We start from the raw sequence: 17,044 nt of genomic DNA, 5'->3' as shown, positions 1-17,044 counted from the left end.
CCTTTTTATTGAATATTATTGTCTTGAGGCTTGGCAAGCGCACTGAGCAGTGAGGTGAAGCCCGTTTCGTTCAGACTGCTAATCGCCGAAATAATACTGTCCTGGTTTTGGGGACTCAGACTGACGCGTCCAATGTTCTTGAACTTGTGAGCGACCTGATCCCAACTCATCGGATTGGCTACATCGCCAAGCGGATGGTCGATAACCAGTTGTTCAGCACCGTCGCCCTGATCGATCAGAACACGGGCTGGTGTGCGCACTGGAAACGCTGTGACGAAATCGGTCGAGGCTTCGAGCTCGATCCGGTTCGCAAGGCCGAGCACCTCTATGTCTTTCAAACTGTCAGGGTCGACGGGCTGCAGCGCCCCCGGCCCACGCAACGCCGCAAGCGCGCAGCTAAAATAGAAACTATACTGGCCGCCTTCCAACGTGCTCGGCGCGCGCTCATTAGCGAGGCGAAGACCCTGCGGGAAGGTTTCGATACGGAGCCTGTGAATCTGACGCCCGTCCCGACGCATTTTCAGGATCGCATCGATGGCTGCGTGCATATAACGACAGCAAGCATAAGGCTTGAGATAACAGCGTTGCAGTTCCCAGACCTCGCCGAGCTGTCCCAGCAGAATTCTGCGATCATAACGCTCTTCATTGTTGAGCAGGTCTACCGGCCCGGTTGCTCCTGCCTTCGCGCGATAAGCCCCAGTGATACCGGCAACGACGGCAGGTGGAATTCCTTCCTTCACCGTGCTGCCCTGAAACTTGGAGGAACCAGTTGGAAAAACGATCGGGCCTTCGGAACCTGCAATCGCCAACGCATGTGCCATCTCGTCGGCGTCGAGCCCGAGAAGCCGTCCGGCGGCCGCAGCCGCACCATAACTTACCCATCTGCCGCTTGCGTAAGTTTCGATAGTGCTGGTGGGGCGTGACGTGGCAACACGCAGGGCTACGTCGTAGCCCAAAGCAATTGCATCAAGCATTTCGGTGTCCGACGCATGGATGGATTGGCCGACAGCAAGTGCCGCTGGAATGACACCAGCACCAGCATGGCCTGCCGCTCCACGATGACCGTCATCAATATCAAGCGCACTGGCAGCCGCGCTGTTTGCCATGGCAGCGCCGGCCACGCTCAGTTTCATATCTGTAAGCCAAACCTGAGCAACACCTGAGCCGTATACGTCAGACGCTGCTTGTCTCGCCGAGGCTGCCAGACGCGAATGAAGGCCCGCTGCGGTCGCCCCCATCAGATCGAGCAGTAGAAGTGAGATGGCTTCGCGCGTTTCCGAAGGCAACGCGCCTTTTGGATGGCCAGAAGCAAATTCAGCAAGTTGAGTTAGGGCATGCATTTCCAGAAGTCTCCAATCTAGCTCGCCATACGAATGAAATGACCGTCCGCAGCCATGCTCCAGCGCGCCGTCGGCGCGTTATAGCCGAGGGGCTTGAGCGGACTTCTTGGGGGACCAGCATCGGCAGCTCGCCGCTGGCGTACTCCGCGTTGGTCAGGGTGTGTTATTGGGATCGCCGAAAGCAGCCTCTGTGTATATTCGTGCCCAGGGCGTCCGATCACTTCGTCCCGAGGACCGATCTCGACAATCTCACCAAAATACATGACCGCAACGCGACTGCAGATGCGTTCGACGGCGGCCATATCGTGGCTGATGAAGAGATACGAAATGTCGAACTCTTTCTGGAGATCGATCATTAGCTCGATGATTTGCCCCTTGATGGCGACATCAAGTGCGGAAACCGCTTCATCGGCGATGATCAAACGGGGAGCCATTGCGAGAGCCCGCGCAATGCAGATGCGCTGGCGTTGTCCACCTGAAAATTCGTGAGGCAGGCTGGATGCGCGATTGGGATCCAATCCGACCCGCTCCATCAACCATTCCATTTTCTGCTGTGCGGCTGCACCGGTCTCCAGACCGTGAACCTTCATTGGCTCCAAGATCGCCGAGCCAATGGTCTGACGTGCGTCAAGCGAACCGAAAGGATCCTGAAAGATCATCTGCACCTGCCGTCTCAATGACGAAAGGCTTTTGCGATCCAGATAGTCGATTGTCTCCCCACCGACGGTGATCTTGCCATTGTGGACAGGCGCAAGATTGATGATCGCCTTGCCAATGGTGGATTTTCCCGAACCGGACTCGCCGACGAGTCCAAGGGTCTCACCCTTGCCGATGCTGAACGACACATCTTCGACCGCGTGCACGGCCCCCCTAGCGCGACCAAAGAGACCACCGTGAACAGGAAATCTCACAGAAAGGTCGTTGACCTCCAGAACCGGCGTTGCGGTATTTGTCATCGCCGGATTGTCGACAGGTCGCGCCGGAACCGTCCTGGTCTGTAACTTGCCGACCAGGCTGGGAGCAGCCTCGATAAGGCTGCGCGTATAGGCGTCCTTCGGATTGCTAAAAATTTCCATCACCGGGCCTTGTTCAATGACGCGGCCATGGCGCATGACCAGCACGTCATCGGCGACTTCGGCAACTACGCCCATATCATGCGTTATGAATAGAACAGCGGTTCCCGTTTCCTGCTGCAACTCCTTCAAAAGCTGGAGCGTCTGAGCTTGCACGGTCACATCCAGAGCGGTCGTAGGCTCATCGGCGATGATCAGATCCGGATTGCATGCCAGTGCCATCGCAATCATCACACGCTGTCGCATACCACCGGAAAATGTATGCGGATACTGATTGACGCGCTGTTCCGGATCGGGAATGCGCACCTTGCGCAAGAGCTCCAGAACGGCTTCTTGCAGCTCCCTACCCTTGAGCTTCTTGTGAATTCTCAGAACTTCAGCAAGCTGTGTTCCCACGGTCTGTACCGGATTAAGTGACGTCATCGGTTCTTGAAAGATCATGCTGATCTTGCCGCCGCGTACCCGGCGCATCTCGGCTTCGGGCAATGTAAGCAGGGCCTGCTGGCCAAGCATCACAGCGCCCTCCGCTTGGGCGATGCGATCAGGCAGAAGACGCATGATCGCCAGCGAAGTAACGCTCTTGCCAGAGCCGGATTCCCCCACCAGTGCAAGTGTCTTTCCAGGCTCGATCTGAAAGCTGATCCCATGGACAACCGGCTTTCTGGCGAAGGAAATCTTGAGATCTCGAACAATGATTGCAGGCTGATCGGTCATTAGCTGGCATCCTTCAGTCGTGGATCGATTGCGTCACGCAGACCATCGCCGATCAGGTTGAGTGCGAGAACGAGCACAAGGATTGCAAGGCTCGGATAGAGGGCCAGGTGGAAGGAGCTCAGAATATTGTCGAAACCTTCGCGAACCATGCCCCCCCAGGTTGGTGTGGGCGGCGCGAGCCCCAACCCGATGAATGCAAGCGAAGCTTCTGTGCGGACGGCAGTTGCCATCCATAGTGATGCCATGACCATGATCTCGGGCAGGATCGCAGGCAGAATATGGCCGAACAGGATGCGCGCGTGGGAAAAACCCATTGCATGACAGGCCTGGACATATTCACGGTCGCGCTGTGTCAGAACGCCAGCGCGTGCAATTCGCGCAAAGGCCGGTATCGCTGTAAATGCGATAGCGATAACAATGTTCGTCAGCGTTGCCCCCATCAGAGCAACGAGCGCCAAACCAAGGATCAGCGATGGAAACGCCAGGACGACATCCATGATCTGCATCAGGATGATGTCGGTCTTGCGACCCACGTAACCAGCTATCATGCCCAGAAATGAGCCCATTATCAGCGCGACCACAATGGCCAGAAAGCCAATGGTCAGCGAATAGCGCGCTCCATAGAGCAATCGCGAAAGAACATCGCGGCCGAACTGATCCGTGCCCAACAGATTCTCTGCGCTTGGCGGCGACAGGTACACAATGATGTTCTGTTCGTTCGGATCGTACGGCGCCAGGACCGGCGCGAAAACCGCACACAGAATAAGCGTCAGGACAATTGCTATGCCCAGCCATGTGGAAAAATTCAATCGACGTAGAAATTGCCATCTGGACTGCGCGCGTGGAGCGGCAGATGAATTGGTTGTAATAGATGTCATTTGTATTGAACCCTCGGATCGAGGAAGCCATAGGTCAGGTCAGTCAGCATGTTCACCGCAACAACGATAAGCGTGTAAATGACGATCATCCCCTGCAGCAGGGTATAGTCACGCTGAGTCAGGGCGTTGAGAATTAGCTTGCCCAGACCCGGCCGGGAGAAGACGATTTCAGTCAGAACGGAATTACCGATCAGAATACCAAGATAGAGCCCTACCACCGTCGTAATCGGGATCATGCAGTTACCGAGCGCATGACGCCAAACAACTGCGTGATGTGAAGCGCCTTTGGCTTTCGCCGTACGCACGAAGTCCTGATTTAGCACTTCGAGCATGGCTGAACGCGTGACACGTGTGATGTACGCCATCATGATCAGCGCCAGCGAAATGGTCGGCAGCGCCATTTGTCTCAGCCGATCCAGCAACCCATCACCGCCACCTGAGCTGATGACAGGAAACCAGCGCAGTTGAATTGCGAAAATCATAAGCAAGATGATCGCCGCAACAAAAGCTGGAAGGGAAAGACCCAGTAGCGAAACAAGGCGCAACATCAGATCCGCGGGTTTATTTCGTTTCACGGCCGCCCAGACACCCGCGGGAACACCGAGCAAAATCCCCAATACGAGCGACGCGATCGTCAGCTCCATTGTATAGGGCAGCACGTTCATGATCTCGGCCGTGATCGAGCGGCCCGTGATCATGGACTTACCAAGATCGCCTTGGAGAACGCCAAGCATGAAGTTTGCGTACTGAACAATGATCGACTGATCCAGGCCAAGCTTGTGATGCAATGCAGCAATACTTGCGGGGCTGGCTTGATCGCCCAGGATGACAAGCGCTGGATCGCCCGGCAAAACACGAACAATTACGAAGACCAACGTCAACACGCTAAACAGCGTGAAGAGCGCGAAGCCTATTCGTTTGATCAGGAACGACACCATGCTGTTGTCCTCGCCTCAAACAGATGATGGGGGAGCATGGCAGGGGCGTGCGTCAACAACCTGAAATCAGGTGTAAAAGCAGCAATCTTTGAACGCTCCTCCCTCGGTTCAAAGACTTAACGCCGGAGTTGAATGACAACGAAAAATATGACAGAAGTCAACATATTCCTTTTATTGGAATAAATTTTATTAAATGTTCTAATAATTAGAACTCTGGAGTCGACTGTGACTACGAACGCATCAAGCAATGCAGTACGCGCACTTGATATTCTAATTGTCCTGGGAGAAGCAGGCGCTGAGGGTTTCGCTTTAGCCGATATTGCCGAACGCATTGGAGAGGCCAAACCTGCAGTTCACCGCAGCCTCGTTTCGCTTCTTCAAAAGGGTTTTGCAGAGCCTGCTGGCAAGCACGGTTTTTACCGGCTTGGGCCAGCTATCCCAATGCTTGCGAGGGGTCAGGCCCGTCTCGAACCCCTGATTTCGAAATTCCGACCCGGAATGACCGAGTTTGCGCGACGAAGCGGACACACAGTTTACATGATGGTACAGGCAGGCGTTGACGCCGTTTGCGCCGAGATGGTTTCGCGATTTCCAGACCGGCAGTTTACGATGGGGGTTGGCGGGCGCGTGCCGATGGGTGTCGCGGCCGGAAGCATTGCTCTCATGTCCATCATGCCTGAAGCCGACTGTCTCGCGCTAGTTGAGGCAAATGCACCACGTTATCTTAGTCATCCTTCGGTTCAATATGTCGATAAGGCTGTTGTCATATCGCAGATTGAGGACGCGCGACGGCGGAGCTTCGCTGTCAACATGGCATATTATCTGCCGGGGGAAGGTGGACTCGGTTTGCCAGTGCGCGCCACAAATCCCTATGAGCTGAACTCTGCGATTTCCTTCACAGCACCGCTTGAGATGATGACGGAAGACTGGCTCCCCAAGATCATCGATGAGCTGCGCGACTGCCTTGGCGACGCGATACAACCTATGCCCGCTTCATAAACACCATGAGAGCGGAATTTTTGCAATCTTCAATCCGGGAGGAAACCAAATGCAGATTGAACGACTTGATGTGAATCACCGCCGCAGCCGTCTCGTGAAATACAATGGCATGTGTTTCCTGTCGGGCCAGTTTTCGGATTCAGATAAGGACATCACTCAGCAAACGAGAGAAACTCTCGCCAAGATTGATGACCTTCTGGCACGCGCCGGGACTGACAAATCTCGCTTGCTCACGGCGCAGATCTGGTTGAGAGAAATGTCAGATTTCAAGGCGATGAACGAGGTGTGGGATGCCTGGATCGATCCGACCAATCCACCGACCCGATGCTGCGGGCAGGTATTAATGGCCGATCCAGACATGCGTATCGAAATCGTCGTCTCCGCTGCGATTTAAAGGAATGATGCAGGACCAGCTATCCGCCCATTCAAATATAGCGTGAGCGGAATCTCCCCCATAAGCCGCTCTACTCCGCAAACGAATTAGCGTTATATTCTCCACAAAGGAGAAATCGGATGGAAAATCTCACGGCCGCCTGCATCGTTCTGGTTGTTCTTTCCGGGTGTGTCACTCGAACACCCGTGCCCGAGTACAAACAAATCCGATGCAAACAGCTTCTTCAGCGGACGGAATATCCCGCTTTAAGGGAAATCCAGCGGGTGCAGGCCAGAACCGAAGCGGTGCAATTGGGTTGTTACAATTAAGTCAGTAAAGCGTTGGACACTCTCCCATGACTGGCGTCATCGGGGACGGTACTTATCAGTCAAATGATTGCGGTCGGTTACAAAAAATTACCCAAAACATGCGTGCGCAAGCCGTTTCCATAATAGTGTAGCCACACTCCAAGGAGATGAAAGGAACAAGGGGCGATATTTCAGAGGAAGCTTGATGCATCACTCGCGAAACTATCTCGTGCTGGGAGGCAGCGGGTTCATCGGAACCCATCTTGTTAAACGGCTTCTGTCGGAGGGCCACCGGGTCACGATCGTAAATCGATCTCCCGTTGGTAAGATTGAGTCGCGATTTTCGAATTGCGCCGTTCGAGGTCAGCTCACGATCATACAGAGTCGTTTCGATGATGAGCCTTTGTTAGATAGAATCCTGCCCGGTTGCGATGTCTGTGTTCATCTTGCCGGTTCCATGGTCCCATCTGTCTCGATTGAAAACAAGATCGCCGATATTCAAGTAAATCTTGCAGGTACGGTGCGGTTGCTGGAGATCGCACGAAGGCATGGACTGGCAAAATTGATCTATATTTCGTCCGGCGGAACAGTATACGGTCAATCAAGAAATGACACGATAAGCGAAAGCCACCCGACAGACCCTATTTCAGCCTATGGTATCACCAAGCTGGCCGCCGAAAAATATCTCCAGTTATTCCAACGGCTTCATGATCTTCCCTCCGTCATACTGAGGCTTGCAAATCCCTTTGGTCCAGGCCAGGCCGAAAAAGGTACACAAGGCGCAATCGCAGTTTTTGTCGAACGTATCCTGGAAGGAAAGCCCTTGGAAATATGGGGGGATGGAAGCGTCGTCCGAGACTATCTTTTCATTGATGATGTCGTCGAATCCATTATGAGGGCTGCAGCCTATTCCGGTAGTCATACCCTATTCAACATAGGCTCAGGAAGGGGAACCAGCCTTAATGAAATCCATACCGAAATTGGCCGCCACTTCCCTCCATTCGAAGTTCACCACAAACCCGACCGGTCTTTCGACGTCCAGCGCAATGTTCTCGATATCAGGCGGGCACAGGAACATCTGGGCTGGCAACCGAAGATAAAGCTTGATGAAGGGATTGCCCGCTACATCGCATGGAGAAAGGCGCAAATTACGAACTGGAGCAACCCGCAACCGGTAGATGAGGCAGATGCCCAAAGGCTGCACGCTCATTGAGGACCGCTTTGAACTGCGCAAAGGAAACTTTGCCATGATCGAGCTTACCGCCACGCGGAAGACGGGAAAAAAGATGGAGTTCAAGAGGTTCGGAAACGGGTTGGGAGAGCCCAAGATTGATCTCGAAAGGTTTCACTGGTTCGGATAACTCCACCCATTCCGTTACCGCCAGAGCTCCCAATCCCTTCTCGACATCGTCCGGTCTCTCTCCCGGACGGCTGATCGCAAGCCGAACAAGCATCTTTGTCTGGCACAGGGCATCATCGATCACCGCCGTACAACTGATACCGCAAAGGCCGGGAAAAGCGGGCAAAGCCATTTTCGCAGCCGATGCCGGATTTTCCCGTAGGGGACGCAGCAGCAATCGGCCACCGCCAAGATAACTGAAATACGGGTAGGCCCAGGTAAGAGGGCGCGTTGTCTCAGCAGCGCTTATCAGGTGATCCTGGATATTCATCGTGGCTTGAGACATGGCTGAGTGTTCCGGCAGCTCATAGCTGAGACCTGGATAGTTACCCCAGATTCTCATCTGAAGCATGTGTCCGGCCTCATTGTCTTCATTCGCATCTCTTAATGCAAATTCGGGCATCAATCCCGAAGGTGTACAGGATATTTCCGGAGCCACTTCGCCGCCTTGCGGAATAAGAACAAGTTCAACCGAAGAGTCCATACGTGCCAACGCCTTTTCGAGGCGAAGAGCCAGCCAGCCCGGCAGCATGTCAGAGAACGGAATTTCCCAACGCGCCAGTTCCAGCCCCGAACTGGGAACCTGCAATATCACCTGCAGATGGCCATGGCCCGTTCCGGGCTGCAAGATATGCAGGTCAAACCCGAGAAGACCGCGCGCACCCACAAATAATGGCTGCTTGAGCGGCCCGGAGACAGATTGGGCCAACCGCGGGCAAGGTGTTTCAAAAATCAGACGGGGAGCGGCGACCCGCAGGTTCTTAACCAGAATCTCCAGCTCGGGTGGCACCCGGACGTGATGCGCCAGCCCCTCTCTCATAGCTGCGAGATCCTCCAGAAGTCTCTGATTCAATTGTGTTAAACGAGCATTTTCGCTCAGTGCTCTAGCGGCAACCGCCTCTAAAAGTGCAGCAGGATTACCATGTACGAATATCGGGATATCATCCGAGCCCGATGATCGGGCCCACCATTGCTTTAGACTATCAATTAGAATGTCGGCATCAGGAATCCAGACCACCAGGACATTGCTCGGCGGCACCTTTAGCGGACTGGCCAACTCGTCCTTGCCTCCCATGCGAAAGGTCATGCCGTCAGCTGTCGTGGCTTCAAGCCATTCAACTCCCAGCACAGGGCGCGCGTTCGCGACATCCGCTCCCTCATTCCTGACGGTCAAAATCTTCGGTCCACCGGTAAATAGCGACAGAATAATATTCGGAGTGACTTCAATCATAAGTACAGGACATCCGTTTGTTTTAGCTCTTTGTTGATTGCCGGTTCACGCTGCGCCGGAAAGCAAGCGTTCCATTCCTTCAGCTTCCCGGACGGGTAACCGACAGCGCGACACAGACGCATGATTTCCGGGGTTTCCGGGAGAACCGCGTCATAGGCCTGTTCAAAAGCCGAGCAACCGATAACAGAGTTGCTTGTACCGTCCCGCTCGCCATCGATGACGGCATAGGTTTTAACTTTGAGTTTGCGCAAAGCGCCCGCCAGCAGATGAAGACCACGACTTTTGACGGACACGACCGTTGAAAAAGCGGAGAGTGTGCCCAAAGCTGCCTGCCGATCTCTGCCATCCAGTAATGGAAGATCGGTTCCCATATAATTTTGCGTATAACGCGCATCGCCCGTTTCGTCGAACGATGACAAAGGCAGCAAGATGATTTCCGCAAATGCTTTCAAATCACGCGGTTCTGCAGACAATGTCGAACCGAAACACACCAAGCTTGGGATGAGCCCATTCTGCATCGCAGACTCTGCCAGGGCATGGCACCGCGCAATCCCTTCAGCGCTCGGGCGATCCAGGACAAACGCTATCGACTTTTCCGCACTTTCGACTGGAAACGGCGACGGTATTTTGAAGAGTTCAGGATAATAATCGCGCGGCATTGACGGTTGGGCACGATAGCGATCAAGAGGCACCGAGTGCCAGAATGCGCGTTCCTTTCCATCAGCAACTTGTTGCAATCTTTCAAAAAGGGAATGAAAGGCCTCCGGTGCGACCAGTAGAGTACTGGAAGTGGCAAACGGAAAGGCGAGTTGCAGTTTAAAGTCATGCGTGCGCATAGGTTTGCTCGTGTGCCAGTGATTGCCAAAGGCAAAGCCGCCTTCCGGAAATTGTTGGGCAAGAAGGGCGCCAGCCTCGGCTGCCCAGATGTGTACGGGCACAACGGGTGTGCTGACAGACAGGGGATCACTCTTTCGCATTTCCATCGAGCGTGACGATAGGCCAAACTGAGCAGCGTTTCTAAAGCTGAACGTGCAGGTCGCAGTTGCCGCATGTTGCAATGCACATTCCATCATCCAGAGAACCCCGCCCAAAACTTTCTTTGTCGCGAGAAAATCATAAGTTGCCTGATGCATAACGAGCAGATGGCCGGGACAATTCGCGTAATTCGGCTTTTCAGCAGCACGCAACAGCTTTGTCAGATAATCATCAAGAGGTTTCGGTTCTAATGACTTCGATGCGTTGGTCAGGTTTCGCACCTGCCCCGTGTCGGGGTGAAAGATTGCATATCGGGCATGATCTTCGATTTCGCGCCTCAGTACAGCCTGCACATTGTAAAGCGCCGAATGCTTTTTGCGGATATAATCTAGGATCGATGTGAAATCACGTTCTGCATCGGTCAGCATGCTTTCGCCGCGCCGCCGATAATGAAAGCCGGCATTGGGGACATGGATTCCGTGAAAGCCGAGGGAAAGTCCCTGCAGCCAGAACTCCCAGTCCTCAACGCCTTTCCGCATTGCCTCGTCGAAACGGGCACCCGCATCCAGCATACGTCGAGAGACCATGCTGCCTGCTTCGCAGAAGCTTCTGAACAAGTGCTCAAGGGCCGAATAAGACCCGGACATATCGCTGAAACTTGCAAAGCCGAACTTGTCCACGTCCGTATAGATCCAACCGGTGCGCTCGTCGCTTGTTCTCAACGCGTGCACAAGCCGTTGCAGAAGACCCGGATCGATATGATTGTCGCAGTCTAGAAAGAAGACAGCTTCCAGCGCCGGAAAAGCCTGAAGTGCAAATTCCAGTCCGGTGTTACGGGCTGCGCTCAGACCATTATTCGCCTTGCGTAAATAGAAGACTGTCCCGTTGTGGGAGCTAGCAAAATTCTGACAGATTTCATGGGTTTCCGGCGATGGACACCCGTCATTTACAACCACGACGGCAAACGGAAAGTCACATTGTTGCGCAACGGCCGTGCGCAAGGTTTCTGCCGTCAGCGAAGGCTGGCCATAAGCAGGAATGAGAATGACCGCGCGGACATCGTTTACTTCGTTCAAATCAGCTACCGTATCGTTTCTACCCACGCGACATGTTTATTTTAGATCTTGGTTCGGAATACGACATCTACCGATAGATTTTTGTGACGTACCTGTTGCAATACTTGAGCAAATCGCGCGGGGAAGTCGCCGTTCTCGAAGTTCGCTGAACCCACAGCATATGAGCGCCAGCAGGTCGCTGAATTATTTTTCTTCACAACCATATAGCTTTTGCGCGACGTCAAAGCCGTGGGAAGTTAATTCCGATTCCGGGAAGAAGACGCAATCTTCTTTCCTTCATTACCTACAAAAATTGTAGATTATAGACCCTCCACTAAAGGAGGATCCTATGCCGAAAACCCTATCCAATTCCATCGAGCTTGGCACAACAGCAGCCGATTTCCTCCTGAGCGACGCAAATGGGGTAGCGCACAGGCTCTCCGATTTTGAAGCCGCGCCAGCGCTTCTCGTCGCTTTCATCTCCAATCGCTGTCCCTTCATACAGCTCATTCGCAATGAATTTGCATCCTTCGCCCGCGAGTATCAGACCAAAGGCCTGCAGATAATTGCCATTAACAGCAACGATGCCGACGCCCACCCTGAAGAAAGCATCAAGGCAATCGGTCGGGAAGTCGATGAGATCGGTTACTCGTTCCCCTATCTGAAGGACGAGGAGCAAGCGGCCGCAAAGGCTTACGGCGCGGCATGCACGCCTGATCTTTTCGTTTTCGATGGCGACCGCAAGCTCGCCTATCATGGCCAATTCGACGATGCGCGCCCAGGCAACGGCAAGGTGGTAACGGGCAAGGATCTCCGCGCTGCGACCGATGCAATACTTGCTGGCAGGAAGCCTGCCGCAGAACAAACGCCCTCCATCGGCTGCAACATCAAATGGACTGCTGGCAACGAACCATCCTGGTTCTCCAATGTGGCATGACAACAGACAGTTGCGCGGTCGCAAACCCGCATAATGTTTTCCGGAAATCTCAATGTCATTGAAGCGAAAAGACCTGACAGGCGGTGATCCGCTGTATTTGCAAACGGACGTACTCGTATTGGGAGGTGGTCCTGCAGGCGCCTGGGCTGCTTTGTCTGCTGTGCAGAGCGGCGCCCGCGTCGTAATTGCCGACAAGGGTTATTTAGGCACCAGTGGCGCGACGGCACCGTCAAATACCGGCACCTGGACCGTACCGCCGGGGGACAATCGGGCACAGATCATCGAGCGGCGTTGGCAGCGTACCGGCAATCTTGCTGATCAACGCTGGATGCTGCGCACCGTCGATCAAGCCTATGAAAACCTGCTTAAGCTGGCTGAATGGGGATATCCATTTCCCGACGACGAAAACGGCAAGCTCTATATCGCCAATCTACGCGGACCCGACTACATGGCTTTCATGCGCCGCCGCATTCTGAGAGCCGGAATTACGGTGCTGGACCACCATCCAGCCTTGGAACTCTATTTCGACGGCGAAGCGGTTACCGGCGCTGCGGGCATGGATCGTCAGCGCAACCGCGACTGGCGTGTTGATGCCGGTGCAGTCGTGCTTGCGACAGGCGGCTGCGCCTTCAACGAGCGCATCCTGGGTGCCGCGACCTTGACAGGCGACGGTCATCTTATGGCCGCTGAAGCCGGGGCTGCCCTTTCCGGGATGGAATTCACCGGCAAGTACACTCTGGCACCCTTCGGTACCTCCCTCAATAAGGGATTACCGTTCCGCTGGGCTACATTCTATCGGGAGGATGGCACACCAATTCTCGATAGCGATGGCAATCATCTGCAGAACGGAATTGGCGAGCGCGAACAGGAAATCGCCAAAGCCATGATCAACGCCCCGGTCTATGCGACACTCGATCAAGCAGAGCCTACCCTGCAGGACTGGTTGCGCCGTGGCCAGCCGAACTGCTTCGTTCCCTATGACAGGATGCCGGTCGATCCGTTCCACGATTTATTCCGCGTTACTTTCCGCGCCGAAGGAACCGTTCGCGGCACCGGTGGTATCCGTATCGCCTCGTCCGATTGCGCAACGGACGTCGCCGGTCTGTATGTTGCCGGAGATGCCGCAAGCCGCGAACAGATCGCTGGAGCAGCTTCCGGCGGAGGGGGACCAAACTCTTCCTGGGCGATTGCCAGTGGCTGGTGGTCCGGCCAAGGAGCCGCATCTCATGCCAAGCGCCGAGGCGTCAGGGCCTTCAGGCACAATTCCAGCGCACTCGGCCAGGCAGGTTTGCGTCCCGTCTCCGCAACCAAGATTTCGCTCACGCCGAAGGATGTCATCGACAGCGTGCGCGCTGAAGTCACGCCCCTGGAGAAAAACTATTTCCGCGAAGGCAATCGCCTGACAGTCAGCAGCGAAAAACTCGATGCGATCTGGAGCGAGGTCAAACACCATCTTTCTGGATCAGGGCTTGATCGCCTGAAGGCGCGCGAAGCGGCAGCAATCACAGCATCCGGACGCTGGTCAGTAACGGCAGCACTTGCCCGCAAGGAAAGCCGTGGCATGCATCGCCGAAGCGATTTCAAAAGCAACGATAAGGCATTTTCTCACCCCATCACGTTACGTGGCATCAACGAGATCACCGTCTCGACCACCATCTACGGGCATCAGGAGATCGCGTCGTGATTGAGATCATTTCCCAAAGCCGCTGCGTTGAATGCGATATCTGCGTGAAAATCTGCCCGGCCAACGTCTTCGACGGGTCGGACGGTGTCCCCCTCATTGCCCGTCAGGATGATTGTCAGACCTGCTTTCTGTGCGAAATCTATTGTCCGACGGAGGCTCTTTATGTCGCCGAACGGGCGGATGGCCCGCTTTCGATAACCGAGGCCGAAGCAGAAGAGCGGAACCTTTTCGGCAGCTATTCACGAGCGCTTGGATGGAGGCGCGGCAAACCGGGCGGATCGGAGCTCGACCCGACACACCGCATCCGCGTTGCACAAGTCTGAATGGAGAATCAAATGGACCGCATCACAGTGACTGACGTCCACAAGACATTCCTGCTGAAGCCCGGCCAGTCGGTTTTGATCGATGGCCGCACCTCCGACAGCGTCACCGTCCTGAATGGCGTCGATCTTGCCATCCACAAGGGTGAGTTCATAACGCTGGTGGGGCCGAGTGGCAGCGGCAAGTCTGTTTTGCTCGACATTATCGGCGGACTAACAGCAGCTTCCAACGGCATTGTCAGCATCGACGGCAAGCGTATCGTCAAGCCGGACCCAAAGACGGGCTACGTCTTCCAGCAATATGCCCTGTTTCCGTGGCGCACGGCATTGTCCAACATCGAATATGCGCTGGAGCTGCATGGTGTCTCAAAGCGGGAGCGCACCGATAAGGCGCGCTACTTCCTTTCACTTTTCGGGCTCTCCGGATTCGAAGACCGGTTCCCCAATCAGCTTTCGGGCGGCATGCAACAGCGCGTTGCAATCGCCAGGGCCCTCGTCACCGACCCTGAAGTTCTGCTCATGGACGAGCCCTTCGCAGCACTCGATGCGCAGACACGGGAGATTCTCCAGACCGAGTTACTTCGTATCTGGGAGAAGATCAGCACAACCGTTGTTTTTGTCACCCACTCCATTGATGAGGCGATCTACCTCGCAGACAGGATCGTCGTCATGACTGCACGTCCGGGTACGGTGAAGGAGATAATCGACGTCGATCTTCCGAGGCCTCGTGGCAGTGATATCCGCGCCAGTTCTGAATTCAACCGGCACCGCAGCCGAGTGTGGGAAGCCCTTCGTGATGAAGTGAACAAGGCACAAAAAGACTGGGTGCTTTCGCCTGACTATGCCCACTGAAGGAGTCCACTACTATGGCCTATCTAACCGATAAGACCGCATTCGGTGCGCGCCCTTCTTCCAAGAGGGGAAAGGGGCGAGCTTGGAAAATCAAGCCACCCGAGGTCGGCACATTTGCGTACGGCCTGCCCCTGCTCCTGGTTTTCCTGGCATTGTGGGAAATCGCACCACGGCTCGGCTGGCTCAATCGCATCTTTTTTCCGCCGCTGAGCGAAGTATCTGAGGCATGGTACGTGATGATGCTCGACGGCACACTGACGACCAATATTGGCATCAGTCTGCAACGGGCGGCAATTGGTTTCGTCCTGGCCGTCATCGTTGCGGTGCCGCTCGGCTTTCTCATGGGGCGCTACCCCCGGTTCGAAAAAGTTTCTGATCTTCTGGTGCAGACACTGCGCAACACTTCCCAATTTGCGTTGCTGCCAGTATTCATTCTCCTGCTCGGTATAGGCGAAGCATCAAAGATTGCGATTACCTTCTATTCGTCGATTTTCTTTCTCCTGATCAATACGATCTCGGGCGTCAAATCCGTCGATCCACTGCTGCTGAAGGCGGCACGTTCGATGGGCACATCGGACATTGATATGTTCCGGAAAGTCATCTTGCCAGCCAGCATTCCTTCGATCGTCTCAGGCATGCGGCTTGCCGTCAAAGCCTCCATCTTCGCGGTAATCGGCGCAGAGATGCTTGCTGCGAAATCCGGCCTCGGATTTTTGATCCAGCAATCGCAGCTCATGATGGAAACTGCCGACATGTATGCCGGCATCATAACCATGACCGCAATCGGGCTGCTGGTGAACTATCTGCTGGTCTGGTTCGAACGCTGGGCCACCGCCTGGAAAGGCAGTTCCGACATCTCCCATGCCTGAGTTCACATCAACATCAACCTGGTCTCAAGGGAAACACCGCATGACCGTTTTCAATTCTTCCATCCTGCGCCGCGTCGTGTTGAGTGGCCTTGCAGCACTCGCACTCGGCAACCTTACCCCCTCGTCGCCTGCTTTTGCCGACGACAAGCCAAGTGTGATCCGTATCGGCAGCACGGCACCCGGCCACCTGAAATTCATCCTTGAAAGACACAATGGCACGCTTGCCAAAGAATTTGAGGAAGATGGCATCAAGGTCGAATTTATCGCTTTCACCAATGGCGGTTCCGAGGCAACAACGGCTCTTGCAACTGGAGCCGTAGAATTCATTTACACCGGCAACAATCCAGCGTTGCGGGTCGCCGCAGCCGGTGCGGATGTCAAAGCAATCGGCCTTTCCAGCTTCATCAAGGAAAACGGTTCAGCGATTATCGTCAACACAAACTCGTCGATCAGATCACTGCAAGATCTGAAGGGCAAGAAGATCGCCTATCTGACAGGGACAGTCCGTCATTCAATCTTCGCCAAGGCACTCAAATCGGTCGGACTGTCTCTTAACGACGTGGAGTCCCTCAACCTCGCCTTTGATGCTTCAGGCCCGGCCCTGGTGCGCGGTGATGTCGATGCCGTTGTCGAAAGCGGCGACGTCGCCGCAAAACTCGTCGAAGCAGGTCAGGCCCGCGTCATCCTCGACGCCTCCTCGCACCCGGAATGGTCGGCCCCATTCCTCATTTCCGCGAATGGAGACTTTGTTCGCAAACATCCCGAGATCGTCAAGCGCCTCCTGAAGGTCGATATCGAGACAGCGCGTTGGGCTGACGCCCATCCCGAAGAAACGATCAAGATTTTCGTTGCCGAAACAAAGTCGTCAGAGAAGTCGGTTCGCCAGACCTACCGGAACAACGTGTTTTATCAGGACCCCAGAATTACCCTCGAAGCACTCGCTTCGCTTAAAGTCGAAGAGCAATTCATGGCCGATGCCAAACTGCTCAAGGGTTCAGTTGACTACGACAAGTGGATCGACACCAGCTTCCTCGATGCAGCGTACAAGGAAGTTGACGGGAAACAATCCAACTAGAGCATTTCCCGTTTTGTTTGAACC

At 54.6% G+C, this 17,044-nt stretch carries 16 protein-coding genes; 10 read left to right on the top strand and 6 right to left on the bottom strand.

The genetic code is table 11. The features are described 5' to 3' along the window. Window positions 1-5: 5 nt before the first annotated feature. From CQZ93_RS16585 to CQZ93_RS16570, 4 genes are read right to left on the bottom strand one after another with little or no spacing between them, the layout of a single operon-like run. Window positions 6-1,340 carry an MmgE/PrpD family protein gene (locus CQZ93_RS16585; RefSeq protein ID WP_105543730.1) on the bottom strand — a complete coding sequence of 445 codons (1,335 nt, stop codon included), beginning with the start codon at window positions 1,338-1,340 and terminating at the stop codon, window positions 6-8. A gap of 17 nt (window positions 1,341-1,357) precedes the next feature. Beyond that, entirely contained in the window at window positions 1,358-3,127 is a 1,770-nt protein-coding gene (locus CQZ93_RS16580) for an ABC transporter ATP-binding protein (protein WP_105543729.1), read from the bottom strand. Continuing rightward, window positions 3,127-4,005 carry an ABC transporter permease gene (locus CQZ93_RS16575; RefSeq protein WP_105543728.1) on the bottom strand — a complete coding sequence of 293 codons (879 nt, stop codon included), beginning with the start codon at window positions 4,003-4,005 and terminating at the stop codon, window positions 3,127-3,129. Before CQZ93_RS16575 ends, CQZ93_RS16580 begins: the two co-directional genes overlap by 1 nt. Continuing rightward, a complete protein-coding gene (locus tag CQZ93_RS16570; RefSeq protein ID WP_105543727.1) occupies window positions 4,002-4,943 on the bottom strand; it encodes an ABC transporter permease in 942 nt (313 codons plus the stop codon). The genes CQZ93_RS16575 and CQZ93_RS16570 overlap by 4 nt, the downstream gene beginning before the upstream one ends. Before the next feature lie 225 nt (window positions 4,944-5,168). On the opposite strand from CQZ93_RS16570, the gene CQZ93_RS16565 reads away from it, so the two are divergent. The 4 genes from CQZ93_RS16565 (at window position 5,169) to CQZ93_RS16550 (ending at window position 7,836) form a co-directional block, all read left to right on the top strand. Further along, a complete protein-coding gene (locus tag CQZ93_RS16565; RefSeq protein WP_105543726.1) occupies window positions 5,169-5,942 on the top strand; it encodes an IclR family transcriptional regulator in 774 nt (257 codons plus the stop codon). A 49-nt stretch (window positions 5,943-5,991) separates the two neighbouring features. After that, window positions 5,992-6,336: a RidA family protein gene (locus CQZ93_RS16560; RefSeq protein WP_105543725.1), complete on the top strand. Its 345-nt coding sequence runs from the start codon at window positions 5,992-5,994 to the stop codon at window positions 6,334-6,336. Between the two features lie 119 nt (window positions 6,337-6,455). Further along, window positions 6,456-6,644 (top strand): hypothetical protein, encoded by a 189-nt coding sequence (locus CQZ93_RS16555; RefSeq protein ID WP_105543724.1) that lies wholly within the window; start codon window positions 6,456-6,458, stop codon window positions 6,642-6,644. Between the two features lie 184 nt (window positions 6,645-6,828). Continuing rightward, complete coding sequence (locus CQZ93_RS16550) at window positions 6,829-7,836, top strand: NAD-dependent epimerase/dehydratase family protein (protein ID WP_105543723.1); 1,008 nt, start codon at window positions 6,829-6,831, stop codon at window positions 7,834-7,836. On the opposite strand, the gene CQZ93_RS16545 is transcribed toward CQZ93_RS16550, so the two are convergent. Further along, window positions 7,772-9,097: a DUF6212 domain-containing protein gene (locus CQZ93_RS16545; RefSeq protein ID WP_146114464.1), complete on the bottom strand. Its 1,326-nt coding sequence runs from the start codon at window positions 9,095-9,097 to the stop codon at window positions 7,772-7,774. The two genes, CQZ93_RS16550 and CQZ93_RS16545, sit on opposite strands and share 65 nt — an antisense overlap. 152 nt (window positions 9,098-9,249) lie before the next feature. Further along, a complete protein-coding gene (locus tag CQZ93_RS16540) occupies window positions 9,250-11,304 on the bottom strand; it encodes a glycosyltransferase family 2 protein (protein ID WP_210201106.1) in 2,055 nt (684 codons plus the stop codon). A 328-nt stretch (window positions 11,305-11,632) separates the two neighbouring features. On the opposite strand from CQZ93_RS16540, the gene CQZ93_RS16535 reads away from it, so the two are divergent. From CQZ93_RS16535 to CQZ93_RS16510, 6 genes are read left to right on the top strand one after another with little or no spacing between them, the layout of a single operon-like run. Continuing rightward, entirely contained in the window at window positions 11,633-12,220 is a 588-nt protein-coding gene (locus CQZ93_RS16535; RefSeq protein WP_105543720.1) for a thioredoxin family protein, read from the top strand. A 52-nt stretch (window positions 12,221-12,272) separates the two neighbouring features. Continuing rightward, window positions 12,273-13,904, top strand: a complete 1,632-nt coding sequence (locus tag CQZ93_RS16530) for an FAD-dependent oxidoreductase (RefSeq protein ID WP_105543719.1) — start codon at window positions 12,273-12,275, stop codon at window positions 13,902-13,904. Further along, window positions 13,901-14,227: a 4Fe-4S dicluster domain-containing protein gene (locus CQZ93_RS16525; RefSeq protein WP_105543718.1), complete on the top strand. Its 327-nt coding sequence runs from the start codon at window positions 13,901-13,903 to the stop codon at window positions 14,225-14,227. The genes CQZ93_RS16530 and CQZ93_RS16525 overlap by 4 nt, the downstream gene beginning before the upstream one ends. A 12-nt stretch (window positions 14,228-14,239) precedes the next feature. Next, window positions 14,240-15,076: an ABC transporter ATP-binding protein gene (locus tag CQZ93_RS16520; RefSeq protein WP_105543717.1), complete on the top strand. Its 837-nt coding sequence runs from the start codon at window positions 14,240-14,242 to the stop codon at window positions 15,074-15,076. A 14-nt stretch (window positions 15,077-15,090) separates the two neighbouring features. After that, window positions 15,091-15,945 (top strand): ABC transporter permease, encoded by an 855-nt coding sequence (locus CQZ93_RS16515; RefSeq protein ID WP_105543716.1) that lies wholly within the window; start codon window positions 15,091-15,093, stop codon window positions 15,943-15,945. A 40-nt stretch (window positions 15,946-15,985) separates the two neighbouring features. Next, complete coding sequence (locus tag CQZ93_RS16510; RefSeq protein WP_105543715.1) at window positions 15,986-17,020, top strand: aliphatic sulfonate ABC transporter substrate-binding protein; 1,035 nt, start codon at window positions 15,986-15,988, stop codon at window positions 17,018-17,020. Window positions 17,021-17,044 lie beyond the last annotated feature (24 nt).

The sequence above is a fragment of the Ochrobactrum vermis genome (assembly GCF_002975205.1).
Taxonomy (GTDB): domain Bacteria; phylum Pseudomonadota; class Alphaproteobacteria; order Rhizobiales; family Rhizobiaceae; genus Brucella; species Brucella vermis.
Note: the sequence above shows the minus strand (reverse complement) of the source record. Positions and strands in the feature narration are given on the sequence as shown.

Bases quoted from the DNA above. Each gene is read 5' to 3' on its own strand.
- CQZ93_RS16585 (WP_105543730.1), bottom strand. From the start codon at position 1,340: ATGCATGCCCTAACTCAACTTGCTGAATTTGCTTCTGGCCATCCAAAA.
- CQZ93_RS16580 (WP_105543729.1), bottom strand. From the start codon at position 3,127: ATGACCGATCAGCCTGCAATCATTGTTCGAGATCTCAAGATTTCCTTC.
- CQZ93_RS16575 (WP_105543728.1), bottom strand. From the start codon at position 4,005: ATGACATCTATTACAACCAATTCATCTGCCGCTCCACGCGCGCAGTCC.
- CQZ93_RS16570 (WP_105543727.1), bottom strand. From the start codon at position 4,943: ATGGTGTCGTTCCTGATCAAACGAATAGGCTTCGCGCTCTTCACGCTG.
- CQZ93_RS16560 (WP_105543725.1), top strand. From the start codon at position 5,992: ATGCAGATTGAACGACTTGATGTGAATCACCGCCGCAGCCGTCTCGTG.
- CQZ93_RS16555 (WP_105543724.1), top strand. From the start codon at position 6,456: ATGGAAAATCTCACGGCCGCCTGCATCGTTCTGGTTGTTCTTTCCGGG.
- CQZ93_RS16550 (WP_105543723.1), top strand. From the start codon at position 6,829: ATGCATCACTCGCGAAACTATCTCGTGCTGGGAGGCAGCGGGTTCATC.
- CQZ93_RS16545 (WP_146114464.1), bottom strand. From the start codon at position 9,097: ATGGGAGGCAAGGACGAGTTGGCCAGTCCGCTAAAGGTGCCGCCGAGC.
- CQZ93_RS16535 (WP_105543720.1), top strand. From the start codon at position 11,633: ATGCCGAAAACCCTATCCAATTCCATCGAGCTTGGCACAACAGCAGCC.
- CQZ93_RS16530 (WP_105543719.1), top strand. From the start codon at position 12,273: ATGTCATTGAAGCGAAAAGACCTGACAGGCGGTGATCCGCTGTATTTG.
- CQZ93_RS16520 (WP_105543717.1), top strand. From the start codon at position 14,240: ATGGACCGCATCACAGTGACTGACGTCCACAAGACATTCCTGCTGAAG.
- CQZ93_RS16515 (WP_105543716.1), top strand. From the start codon at position 15,091: ATGGCCTATCTAACCGATAAGACCGCATTCGGTGCGCGCCCTTCTTCC.
- CQZ93_RS16510 (WP_105543715.1), top strand. From the start codon at position 15,986: ATGACCGTTTTCAATTCTTCCATCCTGCGCCGCGTCGTGTTGAGTGGC.